The organism is Arthrobacter sp. FW305-BF8, assembly GCF_021789315.1.
Lineage (GTDB): Bacteria > Actinomycetota > Actinomycetes > Actinomycetales > Micrococcaceae > Arthrobacter.
The window spans coordinates 355,276-381,155 of sequence record NZ_CP084561.1 but is presented as its reverse complement, the minus strand read 5'-3'; the positions used below and the strand labels follow the sequence as shown (position 1 = coordinate 381,155).

At 66.7% G+C, this 25,880-nt stretch carries 24 protein-coding genes; 11 read left to right on the top strand and 13 right to left on the bottom strand.

Annotation, left to right across the window (positions count from 1 at the left end; genetic code table 11):
* Positions 1–14: 14 nt before the first annotated feature.
* Entirely contained in the window at positions 15–563 is a 549-nt protein-coding gene (locus tag LFT45_RS01710) for a hypothetical protein (RefSeq protein ID WP_236806234.1), read from the bottom strand.
* A gap of 50 nt (positions 564–613) precedes the next feature.
* Positions 614–1,513 (bottom strand): SDR family oxidoreductase, encoded by a 900-nt coding sequence (locus LFT45_RS01705; RefSeq protein ID WP_236806233.1) that lies wholly within the window; start codon positions 1,511–1,513, stop codon positions 614–616.
* Between the two features lie 176 nt (positions 1,514–1,689).
* Here LFT45_RS01705 and LFT45_RS01700 point away from each other — a divergent pair, with 176 nt between their 5' ends.
* The gene (locus LFT45_RS01700; protein ID WP_236806232.1) at positions 1,690–2,187 is read left to right on the top strand and encodes a DUF6328 family protein; all 498 of its coding nucleotides are present in this window, start codon (positions 1,690–1,692) and stop codon (positions 2,185–2,187) included.
* Here the strand turns inward: LFT45_RS01700 and LFT45_RS01695 are convergent.
* From LFT45_RS01695 to LFT45_RS01685, 3 genes are all read right to left on the bottom strand, one after another.
* Entirely contained in the window at positions 2,184–3,308 is a 1,125-nt protein-coding gene (locus tag LFT45_RS01695; RefSeq protein ID WP_236806231.1) for a glycerate kinase, read from the bottom strand. The genes LFT45_RS01700 and LFT45_RS01695 overlap by 4 nt on opposite strands.
* 72 nt (positions 3,309–3,380) lie before the next feature.
* The gene (locus LFT45_RS01690; RefSeq protein ID WP_236806230.1) at positions 3,381–5,255 is read right to left on the bottom strand and encodes a thiamine pyrophosphate-requiring protein; all 1,875 of its coding nucleotides are present in this window, start codon (positions 5,253–5,255) and stop codon (positions 3,381–3,383) included.
* A 27-nt stretch (positions 5,256–5,282) separates the two neighbouring features.
* Positions 5,283–5,525, bottom strand: a complete 243-nt coding sequence (locus tag LFT45_RS01685) for a DUF6480 family protein (RefSeq protein ID WP_236806229.1) — start codon at positions 5,523–5,525, stop codon at positions 5,283–5,285.
* A 173-nt stretch (positions 5,526–5,698) separates the two neighbouring features.
* On the opposite strand from LFT45_RS01685, the gene LFT45_RS01680 reads away from it, so the two are divergent.
* Positions 5,699–6,100: a hypothetical protein gene (locus tag LFT45_RS01680; protein ID WP_236806228.1), complete on the top strand. Its 402-nt coding sequence runs from the start codon at positions 5,699–5,701 to the stop codon at positions 6,098–6,100.
* Here the strand turns inward: LFT45_RS01680 and LFT45_RS01675 are convergent.
* The 5 genes from LFT45_RS01675 to LFT45_RS01655 form a co-directional block, all read right to left on the bottom strand.
* A complete protein-coding gene (locus LFT45_RS01675; protein WP_236806227.1) occupies positions 6,097–6,915 on the bottom strand; it encodes a glycerophosphodiester phosphodiesterase in 819 nt (272 codons plus the stop codon). The two genes, LFT45_RS01680 and LFT45_RS01675, sit on opposite strands and share 4 nt — an antisense overlap.
* Positions 6,916–6,935: 20 nt before the next feature.
* Positions 6,936–7,178, bottom strand: a complete 243-nt coding sequence (locus LFT45_RS01670; RefSeq protein ID WP_236806226.1) for a DUF2397 domain-containing protein — start codon at positions 7,176–7,178, stop codon at positions 6,936–6,938.
* Positions 7,179–7,285: 107 nt separating this feature from the next.
* A complete protein-coding gene (locus tag LFT45_RS01665) occupies positions 7,286–8,104 on the bottom strand; it encodes an HAD family hydrolase (protein WP_236806225.1) in 819 nt (272 codons plus the stop codon).
* A 30-nt stretch (positions 8,105–8,134) separates the two neighbouring features.
* A complete protein-coding gene (locus tag LFT45_RS01660) occupies positions 8,135–9,814 on the bottom strand; it encodes a sensor histidine kinase (RefSeq protein WP_236806224.1) in 1,680 nt (559 codons plus the stop codon).
* A gap of 95 nt (positions 9,815–9,909) precedes the next feature.
* A complete protein-coding gene (locus LFT45_RS01655) occupies positions 9,910–10,995 on the bottom strand; it encodes a LacI family DNA-binding transcriptional regulator (protein ID WP_442863587.1) in 1,086 nt (361 codons plus the stop codon).
* A gap of 262 nt (positions 10,996–11,257) precedes the next feature.
* Between LFT45_RS01655 and LFT45_RS01650 the strand changes: the two genes are divergently transcribed.
* The 7 genes from LFT45_RS01650 to LFT45_RS01620 are packed head-to-tail and all read left to right on the top strand — an operon-like array spanning position 11,258 to position 18,539.
* Positions 11,258–12,577: an extracellular solute-binding protein gene (locus tag LFT45_RS01650; RefSeq protein WP_236806223.1), complete on the top strand. Its 1,320-nt coding sequence runs from the start codon at positions 11,258–11,260 to the stop codon at positions 12,575–12,577.
* Positions 12,578–12,579: 2 nt separating this feature from the next.
* Positions 12,580–13,497 carry a carbohydrate ABC transporter permease gene (locus LFT45_RS01645; protein ID WP_442863586.1) on the top strand — a complete coding sequence of 306 codons (918 nt, stop codon included), beginning with the start codon at positions 12,580–12,582 and terminating at the stop codon, positions 13,495–13,497.
* Between the two features lies 1 nt (position 13,498).
* A complete protein-coding gene (locus LFT45_RS01640) occupies positions 13,499–14,398 on the top strand; it encodes a carbohydrate ABC transporter permease (protein ID WP_236806222.1) in 900 nt (299 codons plus the stop codon).
* A gap of 41 nt (positions 14,399–14,439) precedes the next feature.
* On the top strand, positions 14,440–15,669 hold the full coding sequence (locus LFT45_RS01635) for a Gfo/Idh/MocA family protein (RefSeq protein WP_236806221.1): 1,230 nt from the start codon (positions 14,440–14,442) through the stop codon (positions 15,667–15,669).
* Positions 15,666–16,670 (top strand): sugar phosphate isomerase/epimerase family protein, encoded by a 1,005-nt coding sequence (locus tag LFT45_RS01630; protein ID WP_236806220.1) that lies wholly within the window; start codon positions 15,666–15,668, stop codon positions 16,668–16,670. The genes LFT45_RS01635 and LFT45_RS01630 overlap by 4 nt, the downstream gene beginning before the upstream one ends.
* Positions 16,671–16,719: 49 nt before the next feature.
* Entirely contained in the window at positions 16,720–17,421 is a 702-nt protein-coding gene (locus LFT45_RS01625) for a ThuA domain-containing protein (protein ID WP_236806219.1), read from the top strand.
* A complete protein-coding gene (locus LFT45_RS01620) occupies positions 17,406–18,539 on the top strand; it encodes a Gfo/Idh/MocA family protein (RefSeq protein WP_236806218.1) in 1,134 nt (377 codons plus the stop codon). Before LFT45_RS01625 ends, LFT45_RS01620 begins: the two co-directional genes overlap by 16 nt.
* Positions 18,540–18,592: 53 nt before the next feature.
* Here LFT45_RS01620 and LFT45_RS01615 read toward each other — a convergent pair whose 3' ends face one another.
* From LFT45_RS01615 to xylA, 3 genes are all read right to left on the bottom strand, one after another.
* A complete protein-coding gene (locus LFT45_RS01615) occupies positions 18,593–20,176 on the bottom strand; it encodes an HNH endonuclease (protein ID WP_236806217.1) in 1,584 nt (527 codons plus the stop codon).
* A 204-nt stretch (positions 20,177–20,380) separates the two neighbouring features.
* Complete coding sequence (locus LFT45_RS01610; protein WP_442863585.1) at positions 20,381–21,868, bottom strand: xylulokinase; 1,488 nt, start codon at positions 21,866–21,868, stop codon at positions 20,381–20,383.
* Between the two features lie 4 nt (positions 21,869–21,872).
* Entirely contained in the window at positions 21,873–23,063 is a 1,191-nt protein-coding gene (gene xylA, locus LFT45_RS01605; RefSeq protein ID WP_236806216.1) for a xylose isomerase, read from the bottom strand.
* Positions 23,064–23,270: 207 nt separating this feature from the next.
* On the opposite strand from xylA, the gene LFT45_RS01600 reads away from it, so the two are divergent.
* Positions 23,271–24,557, top strand: a complete 1,287-nt coding sequence (locus tag LFT45_RS01600; protein ID WP_236806215.1) for an FAD-binding protein — start codon at positions 23,271–23,273, stop codon at positions 24,555–24,557.
* A 10-nt stretch (positions 24,558–24,567) separates the two neighbouring features.
* Positions 24,568–25,782: an ROK family protein gene (locus LFT45_RS01595; protein ID WP_236806214.1), complete on the top strand. Its 1,215-nt coding sequence runs from the start codon at positions 24,568–24,570 to the stop codon at positions 25,780–25,782.
* The last annotated feature ends 98 nt before the right edge of the window (positions 25,783–25,880 follow it).

Here is a 25,880-nt window from a genome sequence, read left to right as displayed (position 1 = left end):
AGTCTGCGACGTACTTACCCGGCGTCGAACGTTTCGTCGTCGTCGTTGGGTGACTGTTCCTTCGGCAGGTCGTTTCCGCTGCCGTCCGGGATGCCCGCAGCCTCCTGCCCGGGCTCCGAGGAGAACTGCCCGGCACCGGAGTCGTCGGCGTTGCCCTCGTCGATCTCGGCGTCCGCCGATGGCACGGCCGTGTCCCCGTCCTCGGCGCCGGCCCCGGGCGAGGCGTCCGGATCGCGCGGCAGCGGCGACTCACCGGGGACCGGGTCAAAGCCAGCCACGTTGCTTTCACCCTCGGCGTGGAGCTGGTCGTCGGTTCCGCCGAAACGCCCGGCCCCGGGTTCGCCCGAGCTGTCCTGGTCCTCCTCGGCGAAGTGGCTGAGGTTCGGCGTGCCGGTCTGGAAGGTCTCTCCCTCGGGGCTGTTCTGGTTCAGGCCCGCGGCGTCGAAGTCTTCCTCCTCGCGGGGCTGGGCAAACTGCTGGCCGCCGGCTTCCTGCTCCGCGGTGGGCGTTCCGTAGCCTCCCGCTTCCTCTTCAGGGGCTGCGTGCTGGTTGTCCTGGCTCATCTGTTCCTCCTGCTTGGTGGGGAATTGCTTGGCTGGGAATTACTGGAAACTCAAAGGCCCTTGCCACCGGTGACGGGAACCACCGCCCCGGACATGTAAGAACCGGCGTCGGACGCCAGCAGAACGTAGGCGGGGGCGAGCTCGGCGGGCTGTCCGGCGCGCTGCAGCGGGGTGTCCTGGCCGAACTTGGGCAGCTTGTCCGGCCATTCGGTGGCTGGGATCAGCGGGGTCCAGATGGGCCCGGGCGCCACGGCGTTGACGCGGATTCCCTTGGGTCCCAGTTCCTGGGCGAGGGCCTTGGTGAAGGCCACCTGGGCCGCTTTGGTCATGGCGTAGTCAATGAGCCCCGGAGACGGATTGAATGCCTGGATGGAGGCCGTGGTGATGATCGAGGCGCCGGCCTCCAGGTGCGGCACCGCCGCGCGGGCTGTCCAGAGCAGCGAGTACAGGTTGGTCTTGAAGACGCGGTCGAACTCCTCGGTGGGCAGGGACTCAAGGCTGTCGCGGTTCTTCTGGTACGCGGCGTTCAGCACCAGCACGTCGAGCCGGCCAAACTCGGCAACGGCGTCCTCGACGATCGACGTGCTGAAGTCCTCGTTCCTGCCGTCACCGGCGAGGAGCAGTGCCCGCCGCCCGGTCTTGCGGATCCATTCGGCGGTGTCCTGCGCGTCGTCCTCCTCCTCGGGAAGATAGGAAATGGCGACGTCGGCCCCCTCGCGTGCGAAGGCGATGGCCACCGCCTTGCCGATTCCGGAGTCGCCGCCCGTGATGAGCGCCGCCTTGCCCTCCAGCGCCCCGCTTCCCTCGTAACTCAGCTCGCCATGGTCCGGCTGCGGATCCATAGGTGCGGTCAGGCCCGGCTGCTTCTGCTCCTGCTCCGGAAAGGGCCCTGAGTGGTACGTTCCCCGGGGGTCACCGGGCTGGTCGGACTGCTTGGCTGGGTCGGTCATCTTCCACCTGCTCACGTTGTCGGCTGCGGGTTGTTCGAACCTAACGCAGGTTTGAGGAGCAAGTCCACCGCCCGACGCAAAACTAGTCAGCAAACTTAGTGTTTGTTGAAATAGGGACGCACTTGAGCCTAGGTTGGAGCAAGCACGCCCGCTGCGGGCCAGACAGAGGAGGGCTCATGACCGATCCGGACGCCCCGGCTGGCAGCGGCAGAAATGAGACGCGCGAGGAGCAGCTGGACCGGAACTGGATGGAACTGATCCAGGAGCTGCGAGTCCTCCAGACGGGCGTCCAGATCCTTGCCGGCTTCCTGCTGACCCTGCCGTTCCAGCAGCGCTTTGAGTCTCTCGATGACTTCCAGGTCACGCTCTATCTTGTGAACGTGGCCCTTGCCGCGCTGACCACCGCGTTTATCCTCCTGCCGGTCAGCGTCCACCGTCGGCTGTTCCGGAAACGGCTCAAAGCAACCCTCGTGGCCAGCGCCGACAACATCACCAAGATCGCCCTGGGCGGGGTGGCCACCCTCAGCGTGGGAACGGCTGCGCTGGTGTTCGACGTTACGGCAGGCCGCACGGTGGGCCTTATCGCCGGCGGCGTGCTTCTCGCTGTGCTGGCCATCCTCCTGGCCTACGTTCCCGTGCACCTGCACCGGAGGGCCGCCAAAGAGGGCGGCTAGGCCCCTTCCAGCACCTGCCGGGTGGCCCACGCGAGGTATTTGCCGGCGTCGGACATGGCATCTTGCGGGCTGGGCGCGACGTCCAGCAGTTGCGCCGCAGCCACCACGCCATGTTCGGCCAGTTCCTCCGGCGTGACCGTGATCCGTCCCGCCACGGCCACCACCGGAATGCCGCGGTCCCGGGCGGCCTCCGCGAGCGCGATCGGCGCCTTCCCCGTGAGCGACTGCGAGTCCATGGAACCCTCGCCGGTGATTACCAGGTCGGCGTCGGCCAGCCGTTCGGCCAGTCCCGTGAGCGCGGCCACCAAGGCGAAGCCGCCTTCCAGCGTGGCCTGGGTGAAGGCAAGGAACGACGCCGGGAAGCCGCCGGCCGCACCGGCGCCCGGAACGTTCACGTCCCGGCCCGTCGCCTCCCGGACGAGGGATGCCCAGTTGCGCAGGCCGGCGTCGAGCTTCTCAATGGCGTCGTCGTCTGCGCCCTTCTGGCGGCCGAAGACGTGCGCGGCACCGGTGGTGCCGTAGAGCGGGCTCTGGACGTCGACGGCGATCCGGAACGTGACGGCGGACAACCGCGGATCCAGCCCGGAGACATCCAGGGAAACGGCGTCAGCCAGGGACCCGCCGCCCAGCGGCACCACGTTCCCGGCGGCGTCGAGCGGCTTGAGGCCCAGCGCGCGCAGGGCGCCGCTGCCGCCGTCGGTCATGGCCGAGCCGCCGACGCCCAGTACGATTTCGGTGGCGCCGGCGTCGAGCGCGGCGGCGATGAGTTGCCCGCAGCCGTAGCTGTGCGCGCGCAGCGAGTTCTCCGGCGTCGGCTCCATGTGGGCCAGGCCGGAAGCCTGCGCCGTTTCAATCACTGCGGTGGTGGCTCCGGACCGGTCCTTTCGGAGGGCCCAGGCGGCGCCGATCGGTGCCAGAATGGGACCGACGACGGCGTTGATCCGCTCCTCATAGCCGGCGGCGACGGCGGCTTCCAGGGTTCCCTCGCCGCCGTCGGCCACCGGGAACTGGGTGGTCACAGCGTCCGGGTAGACGCGGAGTGCGCCCTCGGCGATGGCGGCGGCGGCTTCGACGGCGGTGAGTGATCCCTTGAACTTGTCCGGGGCAATGAGGATACGCATGCCCCTATCCTGCCATTTCCAACCGGGAATACGCTTGCCGGACGCGTAATGGAAGTCACACAGTCCGGGCGGTCAGCTGCGCGACTCCTCCTGGCCCGCGTAGGTGTCCAGCAGCGCCGCCGCACCCTTCCCGGCTTCGCCTTCCTCGGAGAGCGCGGAGCGCATGCCGTCCAGCTTTTCGGCGCCCGCCGGGAACGGCGGCAGGAGGGGCACGTCCGGGTCGGTCAGGACCTCGATCAACACCGGACGTTCCGCGCCGAGCGCCCGGTCCCAGGCATCGGCGAGCTGCTCCGGGGAGTCAACGCGGATGCCGGTCAGCCCCAGCAGCTCCGCATAACCGGCGTAGGGAAAGTCGGGGATTTCCTGGCTGTCCGGGAACCGCGGCTCGGATTCGGTCTCGCGCTGCTCCCACGTGACCTCGGCCAGATCCCTGTTGTTGAACACGCACACCACAAAGCGGGGGTCGGACCACTGCCGCCACCGGTGCGCGACGGTGACCAGCTCGGCGATGCCTGCCATCTGCATGGCACCGTCGCCGGCCAGGGCCACGACGGGTCTGTCCGGCCGGGCCAGCTTGGCCGCGATCCCATACGGGACCGAGCAGCCCATACTGGCCAGCGTCCCCGAAAGGTGCGCCGGGACTCCCGCCGGCAGGATCAGCTGGCGCGCGTACCAGTAGACGCAGCTCCCGACGTCGACACTCACCTGGGCGTTGTGCGGCAGCCTGCCGCTGAGCTCGCGGACCACGAGTTCAGGGTTGACGGGGCTGGCCGGGACGCGGGAACGCTCCTCGGAAAGGTCGCGCCAGCTGCGGACCTCCTCCTCCACTTCCGTCCGCCACTGCTTGCGGGCCTGAGCTTGCGGGTTCCCATCCGGTTGCCCGCCGGCGCCCTTCAGCAGCTCCGCCAGCCTGGCAAGGGTTTCGGCAGCGTCGCCAACGAGACCAACTTCCACGGGGTACCGGTTGCCGACCTTCCGCCCGTCGATGTCCACCTGGACGGCCCGGGCGGCCCCGGGTTTCGGATAGAACTCGGTCCAGGGATCGTTGGAGCCGACGATCAGGAGGGTGTCGCAGTTCCCCATCAGGTGAGCGCTGGCGGTGGACCCGAGATGCCCCATGGTGCCCGCCGCAAATGGCAGCGTCTCATCCATGTACGGCTTGCCTAGGAGGCTGGTGGTGATGCCGGCGTCCAGCTGCTGCGCCAGGGCCACCACCTCGGCCTGGGCGGTCTTGGCGCCCTGGCCCACCAGGAACGCCACCTTACTGCCGGCTCCCAGCACCTCGGCAGCCCTGGCCAGGTCGTCATCGTGGGGCAGCACCCGCGCGGGCTGCCATTCGGGCGCGGTGACGATGATGCCGTGCTCCTGGTCGAGCTCGGGGGCCGGGGCCTTTTGGATGTCGTGCGGGACAATCACAACGCATGGGGTGCGGGTTTCGAGGGCGGTGCGGAAGGCGCGGTCCAGCACCATGGGAAGCTGCTCCGGGGTGCTGACCATCTGCGCGAACTGCGCCGCCACGTCCTTAAAAAGTGTGAGAAGGTCGATTTCCTGCATGTAGGCCGACCCCAGCACGCTGCGGCTCTGCTGGCCGATGATGGCCACCACGGGGACACCATCCAGCTTGGCGTCATAGAGCCCGTTGAGGAGGTGCACGGCGCCCGGCCCCTGGGTGGACGTCACCACGCCCACTTGGCCTGTGTACTTCGCGTGCCCGACGGCCATGAATGCCGCCGTTTCCTCGTGCCGCGCCTGAACGAATTCGACGCCGGTTTCCCTGCCGCCGCCGTCGGCGCTGTCGCCGCTGTCGGTTCCGGCGCCGCCCTGCGTACTACGGCGCAGCGCGCCCATGAAACCGTTAATGCCGTCCCCGCTGTAGCCGAAGACCCTGTTTACGCCCCAGGCTTTGAGGCGCTCCACCATTACGTCGGCAACCAGCCGGTCAGCCATCGCACACTCCTTTTGATAGTTGTTCCGCTATTCGTCGTGCCCCTGGTCCCCGCTCATCTGGTCTTCTGCGGGAGGCGTCTCGCCGGGCGGCACTCCCCCGCCAGGCTCCAGGCCCGTGACGTTGCCGTTCAACGGGTCGGGGTTGGGCGTGGCGGCCGAGTCCCCACGGGCGGCGTCACCGGTTCCGGCTTCGCCTGTTCCGGCTTCACCTGTCTTGGCGGCGTCGCGGTCCGGATTGGCCGGGTCATTTTCGGGATGGTAGGTGCTCATGGTCCTGCGGTCCTCCTTGGAACAGGTGCGCCGGCGTGGCGACGGACTTAGTAACGGGCTCAGGCTGCCGGGGCCCCGGCAACACTGGACTAATTGTAAGCATGCTGATAATTCTGGAACAGTCAGATGCCGCACAGTCCGGCCCGGCCGGAACGTTTCGAAGGAGCAAACTGATGGGAATCGGCGACAGCATTGGCAAAGCAGCGGAAAACGCGATGGAGGACCTGGGGCAGACGTCCGATCCCACGGACGACGCCCACGCGCCCGAGCCCGGAGCGTCCGACGAGGACATCCAGGTGCACTCCTCCATCAGCGAAGGCTCCAACGCCAGGGATGGCGACGCCGGCCCGCGGTCAGGTGTGCACACGACCTACACGCCGCAGGGCCCGGGCACCGAGGCGAGCGGGGGCCAGGGCACGGCAGGCGCCTCCGGCGGGTCCGGAACGGAGGAGTCAGCCGGAACCGCGACGTCCGGCGGCATCGGCGCGGCCGGCACCACGGACGCCGGAGAGGCAGCGCGCAGCGTACCCGGCCCGGCCGGGCTGCCCGAACCGGACCCGGAGGAACAGGGCTAGCGCCACTGCCCGCGCCCCTGCAGGACTTCCTTCAGCAGGTCGGCGCGGTCGGAGACGATGCCGTCCACGCCGAGGTCCAGCAGCCGGCTCATCTCGGCGGGGTCATTGATGGTCCAGACGTGCACGTACAGCCCCAGCTCATGCGCCCGGCGGACAAATCCCGCCGTGACGACGGGCACGGCCCGGTAGCGGACCGGCACCTGCAGGGCGTCAACGTCGCGCAGCGCCCGGCGCAGCACCGCCCGCACCGCGGCGGCCAGCGCGCGAACGGACAGCAGTGGCCCCAGCACCAGGAAGAGGGCATTCGCAAAGGTCCCAGCCGATGATGCGGTCCTGCGGCTGAGCTGCTGCAGGACCGCGCGGCGCCGGCGGTCGGAGAAGCTGGCGATCAGCACGCGCTCGTGGACCTGGTGGCGCTCGATTGCGGCCACGACGCTGGGGACGGAGTGCCAGTCCTTGACGTCCAGGTTGAAACGCGCGTCCGGAAACGCCGCCACAAGTTCGTCGAACGTTGGCACGGGTTCCGTCCCGCCAATCCGCACCCGCCGCAAGTCGTCCGCCATGAGGTCATGGATCCTGCCGTGGCCGTCCGTGACCCGGTCCAGAGTGCGGTCGTGGAAGAGGAGCAGCTCGCCGTCGGACGTGGTGTGAACGTCCGTCTCCAGGTGGGAATAGCCAAGCTCGACGGCGGCCCGGAATGCTGCCAGCGAATTCTCCAGACCGGCCAGGGAGAATCCCCTGTGGGCCATGGCCACCGGCTGGCCCGCCCCTGGTTCGGGGCCGGGGGCGGAAAAGTAAGGCAAGGTTCCCGTCATCCCCGAAGCTTAGACCAGCCTCAGGCGGGCAGGATCTCCACGCCGTCGCTGCAGTGGAGCAGGGTGCGGCCGCGGCCGCCGTCGAGATCCACCCACACCACGGTGCGGTCCGGCGTGACGGCCGAGACGCGGCCGCCGGTTTCGAATCCCGGCGCAAGCAACACGCTGACCCGGTCCCCCTCACGCAGGGCCGACCAGTGCGGGGCCGGCTCCACGGGACGCAGCGGAACCTCGACTGTATTTTTGGTCTTTTTCCTGGCCACGATGTCCCCTATCGGTCACTCACCCAACAGGCCACACCCTATGGTGCTGACATGAACGCCAGTTGACCGCCAGCCGCGAGTTCGGTGGCAGGCGGGCGACTGCAGCCTTACGGCAGCTGGAGGCCCAGCGCGGCGAGCTTTTCCTCGAGAATCTGGGCCACGCCGTCGTCGTCAAAATGTGGCGCCTGCTGGCCGGCGGCCCGGATCGCTTCCGGGTGTCCGCTGGCCATGGCGTAGCCGTGGCCGGCCCAGCGGAGCATCTCAATGTCGTTCGGCATGTCGCCGAACGCCACGACGTCCGCGGCATCAATGCCCAGCGAGGCGGCATAGTCGGCGAGGGTGACGGCCTTGTTGATCCCCGGCACCGCGAGCTCCAGCATGGCGACGGTGGGCGCCGAGTGCGTCACCGAGGCCAGGTTTCCGACGGCGGGGCCCACCTCTGCGAGGAAGTCGTCGGCGGTGCCTTCGCGGACGATGGCCAGGAACTTGACGACGGCGTCTTCCGCGGTGAGCGTCGAGGCCAGCGGGGCTGGGGTGAACTCGGAGAGCAGCTCGCTTGAGCCGTTTTCGATGAAGCCGGGTTCGAGGTGGAAGCCGGTGAGGGTTTCGGCGGCGAAGAGGGCGGTGGGGCGCACCTTCTTGATGATCCGCCGGATTTCGAAGATGTCGTCAATGGCCATGGTCTGCGCCGAGACAACCTTGTCCGCCTCGAGGTCCCACACCACGGCGCCGTTGGAACAGATCACGGTGCCTGTGTGGCCCAGCTGCTCCTCGAGCGGGTGCAGCCAGCGCGGCGGGCGGCCGGTGACAAAGACAAGTTCGACGCCGGCTTTCCGGCAGGCGTGGAAGGCCCGGATGGTGCGGTCACTGATTTTTCCGTCGTGCCCAAGGATCGTTCCGTCTATATCACTCGCTACCAACCGCATGCTGCCAGTTTACGTGGGCCGTCCGTATGCTCAGGAGACGGGGAGGCTCACCGTCACCGTGGTTCCTTTGCCCGGCACACTGCTAAGGCTGATCGAGCCGCCGTGGCCCTCGACGATGGTCTTGCTGATCGGCAGTCCCAGGCCTGCGCCGGGGATGGCCGTTTCACGCGAGCGGGCGGACCGGAAGAACTTGGTGAACGCCTGCTCCTGCTCCTGGCCGTCCATGCCAATGCCGGTGTCTGTGATCGAACAGACAACATGGCTGTTGGCCCGGTGGGCGCGGGCCGTGACCCTTCCCCCGTCCGGCGAGAACTTGATCGCATTGGACACCAGGTTGCCGAAAACCTGGCTGATCCGGCCGGGATCGACGCGGGCGTTCAGGGGCTCCTCGAGGTCGAGGACCAGTTCCACACCGCTGACTGTGGCCTTCGCATGCGAGGAGGCCACCACGCCAGCCAGCAGGCTGGCCACGTCGGCCTCCTGCAGGGCCAGTTCCACCCGCTCCGAGGCTACGGCAATCAGATCGTTCACAAGGCCGAGCAGATGGTTGGCGTTGCGCTGCACGATCCGCAGTTCCTCCTCGATGTCCTCGTGGCCGGGCTCGTCGAGGACCAGTTCGAGGTAGCCGAGGATGGACGTTAGCGGGGTACGGAGCTCATGGGAGACGGTGGCCACGAAGTTGTCCTTGGCCGACAGGGCGCGGATCAGTGCCGTGACTTCGGCGAAGGTGATCACCGCGCCGGCGTGGGTTCCGTTCGTGGAAACCATGGTGCGGGCTGTGACGGAGTACGCGCGCATATCCTCACCCTCACCTGCCCAGCACAGCTCGTCGGTGAACGTCTCGCCGGCGGCCGCGCGCGCCGTCGGGAAGCGTTCCGGCGGCAGCGCAGTGGCGCGATCAGCCTGGAACAGCCGCGGCCGGTTGGCTGACGGTGCCAGCCCGGACAGCGCCGCGTCGGTCCGAAGGGCTTTGTTGGTCAGGACGTCCTGTCCGTTCTGGTCCACCACCCACACGCCAACATTGACGGTGGAGAGTACGGCGTCCAGGAGCCGCTGCCGCTGCATGCTCTCGGCGACGGTGTCGGCGAGCGCCTCGTCCTTCCTCACCAGCGTCTGGCGCTGGCGGTAGAGGGCACCCGCCACCACGTGGGCGGTGACGGCGATGGCCGCCATGACAAGGGGCAAGAAAATGGTCCGGATCATAGAGCCCTGGGTGGGCGCCGCTCCGAACGCCGCCGCGGGCAGCACAGTGCTGAGCGTGGCACCTGCCACGGCGAGGACCACGCCGGCCCGGTTGCGGTCCACGGACAGCCAGATCACGGGAAAGACCAGCAGGAGGCTCAAAACGTTGAAGTTGGGACCGCCGGCCTCCCGCGTGAAACCGACGGCGACACAGTCCAGCGCGGGAATGACGGCGTAGGCTCCCCTAGGGAGCCTGCCCCAGGGCACCGCAACGCTGAGGACAAAAAGGGCGGTGTGCGCCAGCAAGGCGAGCTGGAAGCGTGGATCGGCCAGCGTTTCAGGGTGGAAGACCTTGGCGGCTGCAACCACCAGCACCACAGTCACCGAAAGAGGCAACTGCCGGACAATGACGCGGCCCCGCTCCCCAAGGCGGCCAAAAAAAGCATCCACCCTGTCAGCCAGTTCAGCGCCGGTGCCGCCGCCTGGCCGTAGCTCCGGCCGCACGTCCGGTTCCCGTAAATGACTCATCAGCCTTTTCCCCCCGGAGCAGCATGAAGTAAGGCCTCCGGCTGCTTGAAGGGCACTGGTCACAGCCTAACCCGCAGGAAGTGGCCGGACCGAGGCTAGCTCGAGATAATCCCATCTTTACGAGGCACATTTTTCCGCGGTTCATCTTCTCGCGGCGGCGCGGTGGATTCCCTGACCACCAACTGGGTGGCAAGCTCCACACGGTGGGAGTCAAGCTCTTCTCCCCGCGCCTGGCTCAGGACAGCCCGCAGGGCCGCCCTTCCCATTTCGTGCAGCGGCTGGGAAACCGAGGTCAGGGACGGAACGGCATCCTCCGCCAGCGTTGTCCCGTCGAAGCCCACCAGGCTGAGGTCTTCGGGGATGCGGATGCCGTGATGGCGGGCTTCCCGCAGCACGCCAACGGCAACACTGTCGCTGCCGGCAAAGATCGCCGTCGGCCGTTTTGGCAGGGCAATCAGTCGCCTGAGTCCCTCTATGCCGTGATGGGTCCGGAACTTTCCGTGAATGATGTATTCCGGATTCACCTGCACACCGCCGGAGGCCAGGGCGGACATGTAGCCGTGCAGCCGGGCCTGGTTGCACTCGGCCGTCTCATGCCCGCCGAGATAGGCAATGTCCCGGTGCCCGAGTTTGAGCAGGTGCTCCGCGGCGGCCTTGCCGCCTGCCCAGTTGGTGGCGCCGACACTAACAACGTCCGGCGGCGGAGGATTGAGAGGGTCCACCACGGCTACCGGAATGTTCCGCCGCCTGAGGGCTGTCAGCTGGGCCTCGCTGAAATCAGAAGTCACGAGGATCAGCCCTATCCTGCCGTGGGCAACCATCCGTTCGGCCCGCTTTTCCGGGCTCAAACCGGGAACTGCCCCGCTGCTGGAGGTGCTCATGAGGACCTCCACGCCCACGGATGCCGCGTATTCCAGGATCCCGTTGAGGACGGCTGTGGAGTAGGCCGGCGTGAAGGCATCAAAGGAGACTTCGACGATTGAGGGCTCGGGGGAGGCGACCCGGCGCTGCATAGGGGACTGGTAGCCGGCGTCCACCAGCGCGGCGAGCACTTTTGCGCGGGTCTCTTCCGCTACGTCTTCGCGGCCATTCACCACCTTGGAGACGGTAGGCGTGGAGACTCCCGTCAGTCTGGCAATGGCTGCCAGGGTCATTTTCTTCGGGGGTGTCGAGAGGGACACAACCAACCGCCTTTCGAAATGTTTCGCGATTAGAAGTCTTGCCTACCGCCGCCCTCACGTCAACTATCGACGGTAATTTCCGGCAATACGCGGCTTTATGCAGGCTCTTGACCGTGATGGCGATCACTAGTACCTTTACATCGTATCGAACGGTTATCGAAAAGTTTCGAGAGCCGCACCGCAATTCGTTCCCGTCTCGCAGCGGAGATGGGGTTTCAAGCCTGGGAGCCAAGGACGCCCCCGAAGGATGAACGGAAGACTAATGAAATTTCTGAAACTGCGTACTGCAGGTACAGCTCTCACAGCCGGTGCGCTGGCCCTTTCCCTCGCCGCCTGCGGCTCGAGCGGCCCGGCCGGCGGCTCCGTGAGCGCCGACTCTGCGTCAATGTGGGGGCTCACCGGCGGGAACCAGGCATCCCTGCAGAACTCTGTCGATGCCTGGAACAGCGCGCACAGTGACCAGAGCATCAAGGTCGAGTTCTTTGCCAACGATGCTTACAAGACCAAGGTCCGCACTGCCATTGGTGCCGGACAGGGCCCCACCTTCATATACGGCTGGGGCGGCGGTGTGCTCAAGTCCTATGTCGATTCGGGGCAGGTTGAGGACCTGAGTGGGTTCCTCGAGAAGAATCCGCAGGTGAAGGACCGTTACCTTCCGGCCGTGCTGAAGAACGGTGAGATCAACGGCAAGGCGTACGCCGTCCCCAACAACAACGCCCAGCCCGTGGTGCTGTACTACAACAAAGAAGTCTTCGAGAAGGTGGGCGCACAGCCGCCCAAGACCTGGGACGAGCTGATGGCACTGGTGCCCAAGTTCAAGGCCGCGGGTATTGCACCGTTTTCCCTGGCCGGCCAGTCGAAGTGGCCGAACCTGATGTGGCTCGAATACCTGGTTGAGCGCATTGGCGGTCCTGAAGTCTTCGCAGACATCGCCGCAAACAAGCCCAACGCCTGGTCTGACCCGGCCGTCACGGAGGCACTGACCAAGATCCAGGAACTGGTCGATGCCGGAGGGTTCATCAACGGCTTCTCCTCCATCGCCGCCGACAGCAGCGCCGACCAGGCCCTCCTGTACACGGGCAAGGCTGCCATGATCCTGCAGGGCGGCTGGATCTACCAGGGCATGAAGAAGGACGCCGGTAACTTTGTGAGCAGCGGCAAGCTCGGCTTCACCTCGTTCCCCACCGTCTCCGGCGGCAAGGGTGACCCGGGCAACGTCGTCGGCAACCCCTCCAACTTCTGGTCAGTGTCCGCCAAGGCCACCGACGCCCAGAAGGAAGCGGCACTGAACTACATCAAGGACGGCATGTTCACCGAAAAGAACACGCAGGACCTGATCGACTCCGGTGCCGTGCCGGTGGTCAAGGGCATCGAGTCCAAGCTGGAGGCATCCCCGGACAAGGACTTCCTGACCTTCGCCTATGGCCTGGCCAAGGACGCGCCGACGTTCACCATGTCCTGGGACCAGGCCCTTAGCCCCGCCCAGGGAGACGCCATGCTCTCGAACCTGGACCAGATCTTCCTGAAGAAGATCACCCCCCAGCAGTTTGTGGACACCATGAACGCGACGGTGGAGAAGTAACCGTGGCTTCGATTACAAGCACCTCCCGGCGGACCCAGAGCAGGCGAAGCCTGAGCAAGGGTCCGTCGGGGTGGCTCGTCGCGCCGGCACTGGTTTTCTTTCTGGTCTTCGCCGTAATCCCGCTGGCCGGGGTTCTGTTCCTCAGCTTCACCAGCTGGGACGGCCTGGGTGAAATCAGATTGGATGGCGTCGGCAGCTGGGCCTCCGTCCTCACCGATCCGGTGACCGGCAACGCGATGCTGGTCACCGCCAAGATCATCGTCTTCTCGTTCATTGTCCAGGCGCCCATCAGCCTGCTGCTGGGCGTCTTCACTTCGGGCGCGCAAAAGTACCGGGCCGCGCTCGCCGTGCTGTACTTCCTGCCGCTGCTGCTCTCGTCTGCTGCTGTCGCGATCGCGTTCAAGGCCCTCCTGGACCCCAACTTCGGGATGGGGCCGGGGCTGGGCATCCCCGCCCTCGCCCAGGACTGGCTCGGCAATTCGGACCTGGTGCTGTTCGTGGTGGTGTTCGTGATCGCCTGGCAGTTCGTTCCCTTCCACACCCTTATCTATCAAGGCGGTGTCCGCCAGATCCCCGCCTCGCTGTATGAGGCGGCACAGATCGACGGGGCAGGCCGGGTCAAGCAGTTCTTCCACGTCACCCTGCCGCAGCTGAAGTACACCATGATCACCTCCTCCACACTGATGGTCGTGGGATCCCTTGCCTACTTCGACTTGGTCTTCGTCCTGACAGCCGGCGGTCCCGGCTATTCGACCCGCCTGCTTCCGCTACACATGTACCTCACCGGCTTCAAAGCCAACGACATGGGCGCGGCCAGCGCGCTGGGCGTCATCCTGGTCGTCATCGGCCTGGTCCTGGCCCTCTTCCTGCAGCGGCTCGGCGGACGCAACCGCAGCGCAAGCCAACTCGAAGGAGCCTGACATGGCCTCAACCACTGAGCTCGCAGTTCCTCCCGTGGCCCCGGCCACGAGGCGGCAGCCCGCACCGCGCGGCGGCAAGGGCCCCGGCCGGCGTCCCAATCTCATCGGGTCACTCGGCGGGTGGATCTGGCTCGCAGTGATCATCCTGCCCGTCTACTACGTCATCATCACCAGCCTGAAGGACCAGGCCGGGTTCTTCACAACCAACCCGATGATGCCGCCCACGGAGCCGACGCTGGACAACTACAAGCTTGTCCTGGAAAAGGATTTCGCGAAGTACTTCGCCAACAGCCTGATCGTCACTGCCGGCAGTGTGATTCCCGCCCTGCTGGTCTCCTTCATGGCCGCGTATGCAATCGTGCGCGGCAGCGGCTGGTTCATCACCTCCACCAGCAAGCTGTTCCTGCTGGGCCTGGCCATCCCGCTGCACGCCACGATCATCCCGATCTACTGGATGATCACCCGTGCCCACATGTACGACACCCTCCTGGCGCTGATCCTGCCCTCGATCGCCTTCGCCATCCCCATCTCGGTACTGATCCTGTCCAACTTCATGCGGGATGTTCCCAATGAACTGTTCGAATCCATGCGGCTGGACGGATGCAGCGACTGGACCATGATGTGGCGCCTTGCGCTGCCGCTGATGCGCCCCGCGGTGGTGACGGTGGGCATCTACAACGCCCTGCACGTCTGGAACGGCTTCTTGTTCCCGCTCATCCTGACCCAGAGCCCTTCCACCCGCGTGCTGCCGCTCTCCCTGTGGACGTTCCAGGACGAGTTCACCGCCAACATCCCCGCAGTGCTGGCCTCCGTGGTCCTCGCCACGCTGCCGCTGCTGGTGCTCTACGTGATGGCCCGCCGCCAGCTGCTCAGCGGCCTGACCGCCGGGTTCAGCAAGTGAGCAGCTCCGCAACTGAGCCGAAGAATGAAAGGAACAAACCAATGAGTGACCGTAAGCCCCTACGCGTCGGGATGGTGGGTTACGCCTTCATGGGCGCCGCGCACTCCCACGCCTGGCGGACGGCCCCGCGCTTCTTCGACCTGCCGCTTCAGCCGGAGCTGTCCGCGGTGGCCGGCCGGAACGCCGAGGGCGTCCGGGCCGCTGCCGGCAAATACGGCTGGGACGGCGTCGAAACCGACTGGCGCAGGCTGATCGAGCGGGACGACATCGACCTGATCGACATCTGCACCCCCGGCAACACCCACGCAGAGATCGCAATCGCGGCGCTGGAAGCGGGCAAACACGTGCTGTGCGAGAAGCCGCTCGCCAACTCCGTGGAGGAGGCCGAATTGATGACCGAGGCCGCGGACTCGGCAGCAGCCCGCGGGGTGTATTCGATGTGCGGCTTCAGCTACCGCCGCACCCCTGCGCTGGCCCTCGCCAAGCGCATGGTCGACGCCGGGCGGCTGGGACAGATCCGCCATGTCCGCGCCCAGTACCTCCAGGACTGGCTCAGCGACGCCAATGCCCCGCTCACCTGGCGGCTGGACAAGGAAAAGTCCGGATCCGGCTCACTCGGGGACATCGGCGCCCACAGCATCGATGCGGCCCAGTGGATCACCGGCCGCCGGATCACCGGGGTCTCCGCCCTGCTCGAGACCTTCGTCAAGGAACGCCCCGTGGGCGGGGACTTCGTGGGCCTCGGCGGGCACGGCGCCACCGGCGAGGACGTGGAGCTGGGTCCCGTCACTGTTGATGACGCGGCAATCTTCAGCGCCCGCTTCGAGGGCGGCGCTTCCGACGGCGGCGTTTCCGACGGCGGCGCTTCCGATGACGGGCCTATTGGAGTGTTCGAAGCCACCCGCTTCGCCCTGGGCAGGAAGAACGCCATGCGTCTTGAACTCAACGGCACCAAGGGGTCGCTGGCGTTCGACTTCGAGGACATGAACTCCCTGTCCTTCTACGACGCCGCCCAAGAGCCCGACGCCGGCTTCCGCCGGATCCAGGTCACCGAACCGGAACACCCCTACACCGGTAACTGGTGGCCCGTCGGCCACGGCCTCGGCTACGAGCACGTCTTCACCCATCAGGTGGTGGACTTCGTCAACGCGATCAGCGAGGGCCGCCAGCCATCACCGTCGTTCGCCGAGGCATTGCAGGTGCAAAAGGTACTGGCCGCCGTGGAAGCCAGCGCCACTGACGACAGCCGCTGGCAGAAGGTGCAGCCATGACCCGTCCCATCACCCTGTTTACCGGCCAGTGGGCCGACCTGCCCTTCGAAGAGGTGGCCCGGCTCGCGGGCGAGTGGGGCTTCGACGGCCTGGAAATCGCCTGCTGGGGCGACCACCTGGACCCGGAGCGCGCCGTCGAGGACGATGCCTACCTGCAGGGCAAACTCGACATCCTCGACAAACACAGCCTCAAAGTCCACGCCATCGCCAACCACCTCACCGGCCAGGCGGTGTGCGACGATCCCATCGACGAACGGCACCGGGACATCCTCTCCCCGACGGTCTGGGGCGACGGTGATCCCGACGGCGTCCGCGCCCGGGCTGCCGACGCGATGAAGACAACAGCACGGGCAGCCGCCAGGCTGGGCGTCAAGACCGTCACCGGCTTCACCGGTTCGTCGATCTGGAAATGCGTGGCCATGTTCCCACCCGCCTCGGATGCCATGATCGAACGCGGCTACAGGGACTTCGCCGAGCGCTGGAATCCGATCATGGACGTCTTCGACGAAGTCGGGGTCCGGTTCGCTCTCGAGGTTCATCCCTCCGAAATCGCCTACGACTACTGGACCGCCAAGCGCACCCTGGAGGCCATCGGCCACCGGGAAAACTTCGGCCTGAACTTCGACCCTTCCCACTTCATCTGGCAGGACCTGGACCCGGTGATGTTCCTGCAGGACTTCGCCGACAAGATCTTCCACGTGCATGTGAAGGAGTCGGTCCGCCAGCTCAACGGCCGCAACGGCCGGCTCGGCTCGCACCTGCCCTGGGCGGACCCGCGCCGCGGCTGGGACTTCGTCACCGCAGGACACGGCGACGTCAAATGGGAACCGATCTTCCGCACGCTGAACGCGATCGGCTATGACGGCCCCACCAGCATCGAATGGGAAGACGCCGGCATGGACCGGCTGGTGGGCGCACCCCAGGCTCTGGCCATGGTGAAAGACCTTGCTGCCATCAGCCCGCCCGCCGCTGCCTTCGACGCGGCCTTCAGCACCCGCTGAGCTGTATCAGAGAATCCAACGCTTCACCCGACGAGACTGCAAGGAAACCATGACAAGCGAGAACAAGACCGCCCTGGTGGTGCGCGGAGGCTGGGACGGACACCAGCCCATTGAGGCCACCGAGCTGTTCATCCCATACCTGAAAGAGCAAGGCTACGAGGTGCGGGTGGAGGAATCACCCAAAATCTATGCCGATGCCCAATACATGGCCGGCGTGGACCTGATCGTCCAGTGCATGACCATGTCCACCATTGAAAAAGACGAGTTCGAGGGCCTGCGGACCGCCGTCGAGAACGGTACCGGCCTGGCCGGCTGGCACGGCGGGATCGCGGACTCCTACCGCAACACCTCTGACTACCTGCACCTGATCGGCGGACAGTTCGCCTGCCACCCGGGCAAGCACCCGGACGAGCGCAAGGGTGAGCAGGCGGACAACTATGTTCCCTACACGGTGAACATGCTGCCCGCAGCGGAACAACACCCCATCACCGAAGGCATCGGCGACTTCGACCTCGTCACCGAACAATACTGGGTCCTGGCCGACGACTACATCGACGTCCTGGCCACCACCACCCAAAAGGTACGCGAATGGGACCCGTGGAACCGTGAAGTCACCTCGCCTGCCATCTGGACCCGCCAGTGGGGCAAGGGGCGTATCTTCGTCGCCACGCCCGGGCACCGCGTGGAAATTCTCCAGGACACCAACGTCCGCACAATCATCGAAAGGGGCATGCTGTGGGCAACTCGCTAGACGCAGGAGAGCACACACGAGTAGGAATCATCGGCTGCGGCAAAATTGTTGAGCAGTACCTGGCCAGCTTCCGCCGCCTTCAGGACCTCATCAGCCTCGTGGCCGTCGCAGACCTCGACCCTGCACGCGCGCAGGCGGTCGCCGACGACTACGAGGGCGTCCGCGCCCTCACAGTCGAGGAGCTCCTGGCGGCAGACGACGTCGAACTCGTGCTGAACCTGACCATCCCCGCTGCCCATGCCGACGTCGCCCTCAAAGCCATCGCCGCCGGAAAGAGCGTCTACGGCGAAAAGCCGCTGGCAGCGACAACCGCGGAGGCACGGGAAGTGCTTGAGGCCGCCGAGGCGGCCGGCGTCCTGGTCGGATGTGCTCCGGACACAGTGCTGGGTACCGGAATCCAGACAGCCCGCAAGGCAATCGACGACGGCCTGATCGGCCGTCCCATCTCCGCCACCGCCACTATGGTCACTCCGGGCCACGAACGCTGGCACCCCAACCCCGACTTCTACTACCAGCCCGGCGGCGGCCCGCTCCTGGACATGGGCCCGTACTACGTTTCGGCCCTGGTCACCCTGCTGGGACCCGTCGTCTCAGTGATGGGCGCCGCCAGCCATACGCGCTCAGAACGCACCATCGGCTCAGGTCCCCGTGAGGGCGAAACCGTTCCCGTGACCACCGACACCCACGTCACCGGCGTGCTGGTTCACGCCTCGGGAGCACTGTCCACGCTGGTGATGAGCTTCGACGCCGTCAAAACCAAGAGCCCCAATATCGAGATCCACGGTGAGCTCGGCTCACTTGCCGTGCCGGACCCCAACCACTTCGACGGCGACGTGCAGTTGTTCGCGCTGGGCGCCGAGGACTGGCAGACGCTACCCGTTTCGGCCGGCTACGTAGATTCCGGCAGGGGGTTCGGGATCGCGGACCTTGCCGGCACTCCACCGGGGTCCGAGCCGCGCGCCGGTGGACTGCTTGCCTACCACGCCCTCGAGGTGATGGAGTCCGTGCTCGCCTCGGCCAAGAGCGGCGCCGCTGTGAAGATTCACAGCACAGCGGCACGTCCTGAGGCCGTGGAACTGACTACCCTGGCAGCCCAGGTCGCGGAGGCCAGCTCGTAGGGCTGGAAGCTGGTTGCGCCCGATTCGGCGGCGGCGGTATTTCCGCCGCCGCCTTATTCGTCGTGACGCGGGCCGTGGCCACTCCGCTGGCCGTTTTCGCGCAGGCTGGAGGGAGTTCCGATTGCTCCCGGTAGCGGCGGTGCGGTGGAGCGGTAGGTGTGGCCGGTGGGCGTGGTGATTTCGAAGGTATGTCGCGGCCCTGGCCTGGGCTGTGCCGCCCAGCCGGGAAGTTCTTTGGTGTGGTTGCAGGCTTCACAGAGACCCGCGCCGTTGTCCAGACTGGTTCGGCCGTCGTTGTGCCAAGGGATGATGTGGTCGTGGTGGCGGATGGGGGCGTCGCAGTAGGGTGTGCGGCAGGTGTCGTCGCGGATTTGGATGAAGCGGCGCAGCGGTGCGGGGAAGAGCCGCCTGCGCGAGTCCATGGCGACGAGGTCACCGGTCTCTGGGGCGGTGTAGAGTCGGCGGAGCCAAACCTTCAGCTCCTCAGCTCCCTTGGCCTGTTCGCTAGTCACCAGGTCCCTGCCCCAGGCGGCGGGGACGGTGCCGTAGCCGGTCAGGCGTGCTGGTTCGCTGTCGCCCTGCAGTAGGGTGCGGTCGGTCATGACGAGGTTGAGCTCTATCCCGCTGATTCCGCCGGGGGTGCCGGTGGTCCAGTGGACGAGGGTGTCGGCTTTGATCTGGTTCAGCGTGCGCGGGTCTCCGGCGGCTTTGAGGGTTTCGGCGTTCCGGGTGAGGGCCGTGTACACGGCGACTCCCTGGTTGGCGGGAAGCAGCACGGTGAAATAGGTCATGCAGTCGGGGGCCGGGCGCAGGCTGACGGACCGCTCGGAGGCGGCGTGGCTCGCGCGTTGGGTGACCGATCGCGGGTCCCTGCGGGTGGCGGCGGCTTTTACAGCGGCGATGACGGCGCGGGTCCCGACCCCGGTGAAGGTTCCGGTGTCGGCCGCGAGTTCCTCATCGACCGCGGTCCGGTCTTCCACAGTCAGGCAGGCCGTCTCCTTCACGAAATACATGGCGCGCTCTTCGTTCAGCTGCCCGGTGTCCAGCGCGCCTAGGGTGTGCGGCATTTCGACGACCAGAGCTTTGGACATCCCGAGCAGCCGGCCTCCGCGGTTCGGGGACTCACCCCGGGCCAGCGCGATCTGCTCGGCCGCGCCCAGGCCCGGGTCTTTGCCGCGATCTTTACCCAGGTCCTCGGCGGCCAGTGGCGCCCGGCCGGTGGATTCCTGGCGGAGCCGGGCCTCGAAGGTCACCGAAAGCCGTGCCTGTTGCCCGGCCGCCCAGCTTTTGACGTTCTCGTACGCTCGGACTTGGTCGATCAGGCCGGCGTTGTCGGCGGTGAGGTCAGCCGCCGGGAGAAACCAGCCCCAGGGTGCAGCAGCGCTCGAGAGAACGCCGTCGTCAAAGAGGTCGTCGAAAGGACGGTCGGCAAACAGGGCCTCGGGAAACGGGTCTTCCGGAAGCACTGCCGGATACACGGCGTCGGGATCATCGTCATACGGCAACCCGTCGTCCGCAAACCGATTATCGGGCAACGCAGCGAAGTGAAAATCAGCGTCAGGAAACGCGGCAGCCTGCAGGACGCCGCCGCGCGACACCGCTGCGAAAGCCAGCTTTGATTCCCCAACAACATACATAAACACAGTCTGCCAAGGGGGTACGACATTGAAGTGCCGGTCCGGCGCCAGATTGAGGCGGATCCAAAAACATTTCTTGGATCCGCCCGAGAACGGAAACTGGGTAGCAGCACGGGGCGTTCCCAGGCCTGAGAACGCCCTGAAGTGCTACTTAGTTGGGCTGGCAGGAAGAGGTTTCGACAAGCTCAACCAACAGAGGAAGGCTCAGCCGGCGCTTGCCACCTTGTGCTGCTCCACCTTGTACTGCTCAAGGATGGCAGGGCGGAAGTCGGGCTTAGGGTTGCCGTCCAGCGCTAGATTCCAGTCCGGCCGCTCCCCTGTCAGCGCCCACGCCGCCTGCACGGCAGCTCCGCGGGCCACGTACTCGCCGGGACTGGGAACCAGTACGGGCAGGTCGAACACCTGGGCGGCGATCCGCTGGACCGCAGGGTTCTGCACTGCGCCGCCGATCAGCAGGAGGCGCTCGGCAGGATGACCCAGAGCTCGAAGGGCGTCCAGACCTCCGGCCAGCCCGCACAGCATCCCTTCGACGGCGGCCCGCGCAATGTTGCTGCGCGTGGTCGAGGCGATGGTCAGCCCGGAGAAGCTGGCCGTGGCGTGCGGCAGGTTGGGTGTCCTTTCCCCCTCGAAGTACGGGACCAGCACCACTCCACCGGCCCCCGGTTCAGCCTCAAGGGCCAGCCGGGACAGCTCGTCGAAGTCCACACCCAGCAACCCGGCGATAGATGTCAGCACCCGCGCTGCGTTGAGGGTCACGGCAATGGGCAGGAACAGGCCGCTCGCGTCGGCAAAGCCCGCCACCGTCCCGCTGGGGTCACCGATGGGCTCATCGGAGACGGCGAACACCGTCCCGCTGGTGCCCACGGATACGACGACGTCACCCGCCCGGGCGTCCAGGCCCAGTGCCGCTGCGGCATTGTCCCCGGCACCGGCGCCAAGCAAAATCGGCTGCCCGGCAATGTCGGCGTGGACGGCGCCGGGCGAAGCGCCCGGCTCCAGGACCCGCGGCAGGATCACGGCACCGCCAGCGGCGCCAACCCCGCGACCGGCCTCGATCGCATCCCGGCCGAATGCGAGCCGGAACAGCTCGAGGTCGTATTCACCGGTGGCGGGGTTCCAGTAACCCGTGCCGCTAACATCGGAGCGGTCCGTGGTGAGCTGCTCCAGATCGGGCCCGAGCGGGCTGGCGTCCGCGGGGCCGTAGCCCCGCAGACGCCAGGTCAGCCAGTCATGCGGAAGCACGACGGCGGCCACCCGGCCGGCAATGTCCGGCTCGTTATCGCGCACCCACCGGATCTTGGTGACGGTGAAGGAGGCCACCGGTACCAAGCCCGTCCGCTTCGCGTAGTCCTCGGCGCCCACTTCTTCGGTAAGGGCCGTGGCTGACTCTGCCGAGCGGGTGTCGTTCCAGAGCAGCGCCGGCCGCAGCACGTTGCCGTCCCGGCCCAGCAGCACCATGCCGTGCTGCTGGCCCCCCACGGAAAGCGCGCTGACCCCGGCAAGTCCCCCGGCGTCGTCGAACGCTTCGGACAACGCCCGCCACCAGTGGTCCGGGTGGACCTCCGTGCCGTCCGGATGGCCGGCGCGGCCCTCCCGGACGAGCGCGCCGGTATCCGCGTCCAGCACCACCACCTTGCAGCTTTGGGTCGATGAGTCCACCCCGGCGACGAGGTTCACGGGAAAAACAGTCATGGGATCAGCGGGCGCCGAGCAGGTGCTCGATGAAAAGCTGCTGGAGCTTCACGAAACCGAAGCCCTTGCCGCCGAAGTAGGCGTCGGCGTCGAAATCCTCGTAGGACGAGCGGTCGGCGAGGAGCTGCTCGTAGCCTTCGCCCGGGTTCAGGGTGGGGACGTTGATCTCGGAAACCCGCGACGCCTCCAGGGCAGCCTGCACCTCGGGGTCGGAACGGAAGGCCTTGGCGCGCTCCTTGAGCAGCAGGTACGTCTGCATGTTGGCCGCCGCGGAATCCCAGACGCCGTTGATGTCCTCGGTCCGGCTGGGCTTGTAGTCGAAGTGGCGCGGGCCGTTGTAGGCAGGCCCGCCCTGCGGGCCTCCGTTTTCCAGCAGGTCAACCAGGGAGAAGGCGTTCTGCAGGTCGCCGTGGCCGAACACCAGGTCCTGGTCGAACTTGATGCTGCGCTGGCCGTTGAGGTCGATGTGGAAGAGCTTCCCCTGGTACAGCGCCTGCGCGATGCCGTGGGTGAAGTTCAGCCCGGCCATCTGCTCGTGGCCGGTTTCGGGGTTGATGCCCACAAGCTCCGGCCGCTCGAGGGTCTCGATGAACGCCAGGGCGTGGCCCAGGGTGGGCAGCAGGATGTCGCCGCGCGGTTCGTTGGGTTTGGGCTCGATCGCGAAGCGGATGTTGTAGCCCTTGTCCGTCACGTAGTCGCCCAGCAGGTTCACGGCCTCGCGGTAGCGCTCGAGGGCACCGCGGATGTCCTTTGCGGCGTCGTACTCGCTGCCTTCACGCCCGCCCCACATCACGAAGGTCTCGGCGCCGAGCTCAGCTGCCAGGTCGATGTTCTCCAGGACCTTGCGGAGGGCGAAGCGGCGCACGCCGCGATCGTTGCTGGTGAAACCGCCGTCCTTGAAGACCGGGTGGCTGAACAGGTTGGTGGTGATCATGGGAACCACCATGCCGGTGGCCTTCAGCGCGCCGGTCAGCCGGTCGATCTCCCGCTGGCGGTCAGCCGCGGAGCAGCCGAACGGGAACAGGTCGTTGTCGTGGAAGGTGATGCCGTAGGCGCCCAGATCGCTGAGCCGGTTGATGGCCTCCACTGTGTCCAGCGGCGGGCGGGTAGCAGAACCGAACTGGTCCTGGGCCTCCCAGCCGACGGTCCACAGGCCGAAGGAAAACTTGTCGTCGCGCGTGGGCTGAATCGCCATTGAGTGCTCCCGTTTGGTTTGGAGGGACCTGCCCCTAAAGAAGGAAAGCGTAGATCCTGAATATGTTCCACAAACAAACATATTTGTTTTTCGCAGCCTGTCAACAGTTCTTCCAGAACTAAATGTGCAGTCTCAATCTGCGGAAACATCTATCGTCAGGCAGCCCTTGATGTTATGTTCTCCGCAACACCAAACGAAGGGCAGGCAATGGTCAGCGAAGCAGGAACTGAGCTGCACACCGCGGGGCACAACTGGGCGGGCAACCTCAGGTACGCCGCCGCCGAGGTGCTCGAGCCAACCACAGTGGCGGAACTTCAGGACCTGGTGGCCGGCGCGACCAAGCTTCGCTCCCTCGGTTCGCGGCACTCCTTCAACCGCATCGCCGACACCGCCGGCACCCTGGTCTCGCTCGAGCGCCTCGCGCCGGCCATCGAGGTGGACCCCGCCGCGATGACGGTGACCGTGAGCGGCGGCACACGCTATGGGACCCTTGCCGCCGAGCTGCAGCGGCAGGGCTACGCGCTGCACAACCTGGCGTCCCTCCCCCACATCTCGGTGGCCGGGGCCGTCGCCACCGCCACCCACGGATCAGGTGACCGAAACGGCAACCTTGCCACCGCCGTCGCCGGCCTTGAACTGGTGACCGCCGACGGCGGGGTCCTCACCGTGCGCCGCGGGGAACCCGACTTTGACGGCATGGTGGTGAACCTCGGCGCCCTGGGCGTCGTGAGCAGCCTGACCCTGGACATCGAACCGACGTTTCCGGTCTCGCAGACGGTGTTCGAGGACCTTGGCTGGGACCAGGTTCTGGAGAATTTCGACGGCGTCACCTCCTCCGCGTACAGCGTCAGCCTGTTCACCGACTGGAGCGGGGACCGTATCGGCCAGGCCTGGCTGAAGTCCCGGCCAGTACCGGCCGAGGCCATAGCCGAACGCGCCGGCTTCTTCGGCGGCAGCCCGGCCAAAGAACCGAGGCATCCCATCGCCGGCGTGCCCGGAACCACCTGCACGCAGCAACTCGGCGTGCCCGGTCCATGGTCGGACAGGCTGGCCCACTTCCGGATGGAATTCACCCCGAGCAAGGGCGACGAGCTGCAGAGCGAGTACCTCGTCCCCCGCGAGCACGCCGTGGACGCCATCCAGGCTATGCGCCGGCTGTCCCATCTGGTGACTCCGCTGCTGCTGGTCTCGGAGATCCGCACCATGGCTGCGGACAGCCTGTGGCTGAGCCCGAACTACGGCACTGACAGCGTTGGCCTGCACCTCACCTGGCGGCAGGACCAGCCCGCCGTCGAGGCCGTGCTCCCCGTGATCGAGGCGGAGCTGGCGCCCTTCGGCGCCCGGCCCCACTGGGGCAAGCTGTTCGACGGCGACGCCTCCCGCCTCGCGCCGCTTTACCCCCGCTTCGCAGATTACAAGGCCCTCGCGGACCGCCTGGATCCGGAGGGGAAGTTCCGCAACGATTTCCTCGACACCAAGGTTTTCGGCAGCTGATATTGTTCCGATGATGTCTTCCCCTCGCCAACGGGCCGCCCCGACCACCCGGCCCAGCGAGTTGGACCCCTCCCGGCGGAACAACCTGGCGCTGATTACGTCCCTGGTCCACCATCACCGTGTCCTCAGCCGTGCGCAGCTGACGAAGACGACCGGGCTGAACAGGTCAACGGTCGGAACCCTGATCGGACAGCTGGTTGCGCTCGGCCTCGTCTATGAAACCGCCCCCACCGGCGAAGCCCAGGTGGGCCGGCCGAGCCCCGAGGTGCGTCCGAGCCCCTCGATTGCGGCGCTCGCGGTCTACCCGGAGATCGACGCGGTCACCATTGGCCTGGTCAACCTCGGGGGCATCGTCCAGAAGAAGATCCGGTTCGCCACCGAACGGATTCCCAGTGCACGGGAGGCGGTCAATATAGCCGCTGCCGTGATCGAGGGGATGCGCACGGAGCTGGAGCACTCCTACCGGATCACCGGCATCGGTGTGGCGGTGCCGGGCCTGGTGAACCCCGACGACGGGACGGTGCGCCACGCGCCGCACCTGGGTTGGCGGGACGAGCCTGTGGCCCGGATGCTGGGCGAGGCCACCGGCTACGCTTGCCAGGCCGCCAACGACGCCTCGCTCGCCGCCGAGGCGGAGCTGATTTTCGGGGCCGGCGCAGGGCGGAACAACCTCGTGTACCTCAACGGCGGGGCCAGCGGCGTCGGCGGGGGAATCATTTCCAACGGCATGCTGCTCCGCGGGGCATCCGGCTACGCGGGGGAACTGGGCCACACCTTCGTCCGCACCTCCGGCAAACAGTGCCACTGCGGAGCCATTGGCTGCCTGGAAACCGAAGTGTCCCAGGGCCGGCTCTTTGATTTGCTGGGCCTCACCGGCGGCGACGCCTCCCAGTTGGAGCAGGCCCTCCGCGCGTCAGGCAGCCCTGCTGTCGCCGAAGAGATCTCCCGGCAGCTGGGCTTCCTGGCCATCGCACTCCGGAACGCCGTCAACACCTTCAACCCGGAGGTGATCATCCTCGACGGCTTCCTGGGGGTGCTCTACGCCCTCGAGCCGTCCACGCTCGATGACCTGCTGCTGTCCCAGGCTCTGGATGGCCCGGCCGCCCAGGCCAGGGTGCACCCCGCGGCGCTCGGCTCCAACCTGATGATGATCGGCGCGGCGGAACTGGGATTCGCCCGGTTCCTGGCGGACCCCACCGGCTTCGGGGCGGCCCTCACGGCATAAACCTGTTCACGGCATAGGCCTGTTCACGGCACGGGCCGGCGTTACGGCTAAGCCTGCTTAAAAGCAGAAGGCACCGGGTGCCCCTGTTGGGACGCACC